Source organism: Streptosporangium nondiastaticum (assembly GCF_003011965.1).
GTDB classification, from domain to species: Bacteria; Actinomycetota; Actinomycetes; order Streptomycetales; family Streptomycetaceae; genus Streptomyces; species Streptomyces nondiastaticus.
Map to the genome: position 1 here is coordinate 1 of NZ_PXWG01000308.1, position 1,266 is coordinate 1,266.

At 67.9% G+C, this 1,266-nt stretch carries 1 protein-coding gene; it reads right to left on the reverse strand.

Annotated features, from left to right (window positions below):
• Positions 1-80 precede the first annotated feature (80 nt).
• Positions 81-1,103 carry a class II fructose-bisphosphate aldolase gene (gene fbaA, locus B7P34_RS35935; protein ID WP_106682282.1) on the reverse strand — a complete coding sequence of 341 codons (1,023 nt, stop codon included), beginning with the start codon at positions 1,101-1,103 and terminating at the stop codon, positions 81-83.
• Positions 1,104-1,266 lie beyond the last annotated feature (163 nt).

Here is a 1,266-nt window from a genome sequence, read left to right on the forward strand (position 1 = left end):
GCCCGGTGCCGCTCGCGCGCGGCACCGGGCCCCTTCCTGAGCCGTACGGCCGTACGGCCCTCGCTTCAGGCTGGTGCCTGTTACTTCAGCTTCGTGCCCGTGGAGCGCAGGTCCGCGCACGCCTTGGTGACGCGCTCGGCCATGCTCGCCTCGGCCAGCTTGCCCCAGGTGCGCGGGTCGTAGGTCTTCTTGTCGCCGACCTCGCCGTCGACCTTCAGGACGCCGTCGTAGTTCTTGAACATGTGGGCCGCCACCGGACGGGTGAAGGCGTACTGGGTGTCGGTGTCGAGGTTCATCTTCACGACGCCGTTCTCCAGCGCGGTGCGGATCTCCTCCTCGGTGGAGCCGGAGCCGCCGTGGAAGACGAAGTCGAACGGGTCGGCCTTGCCGTGCTTGGCGGCGATGCCGTCCTGGAGCTCGCGGAGGAGCTCGGGGCGCAGCACGACGTTGCCCGGCTTGTAGACGCCGTGGACGTTGCCGAAGGAGGCGGCCAGCAGGTAGCGGCCCTTCTCGCCCAGGCCCAGCGCCTCGGCGGTGCGCTCCACGTCGGCGACGGTGGTGTAGAGGTCGTCGTTGATCTCGTGGGAGACGCCGTCCTCCTCGCCGCCGGTCGGGGTGATCTCGACCTCGAGGATGATCTTCGCCTTCACGGCCTCGGCGAGGAGCTCCTTCGCGATGGCGAGGTTCTCGTCGAGCTTCTCGGCGGAGCCGTCCCACATGTGGGACTGGAAGAGCGGGTTCTGACCGGCGGCGACGCGCTCCTGGGAGATCGCGAGCAGCGGGCGGACGTAGCCGTCCAGCTTGTCCTTGGGGCAGTGGTCCGTGTGCAGCGCGATGTTCACCGGGTACTTCTTGGCGACGACGTGCGCGAACTCGGCGAGCGCGACCGCACCCGAGACCATGTCCTTGCTGTACTGACCGCCCAGGAACTCCGCACCGCCGGTGGAGATCTGGATGATGCCGTCGCTCTCCGCCTCGGCGAAGCCGCGCAGCGCGGCGTGGAGGGTCTGCGTCGAGGTGACGTTGATGGCCGGGTAGGCGAACTTGCCTGCCTTCGCCCGGTCGAGCATCTCGTTGTAGACCTCGGGGGTTGCGATGGGCATCTGTCCGCTCCTTGTGATGTGCGGGTACGGGCGTGGTTCGGGGCCCTGACCTAGGGGGCGACGGTCATCGTCGCCCCCATACTCCCAGACTCCCCGAATTACTCCACATGAGGCCCGCCATGCTCATATGAGCGAAGACATGCGCAGGGGGCGTGGTTTCACG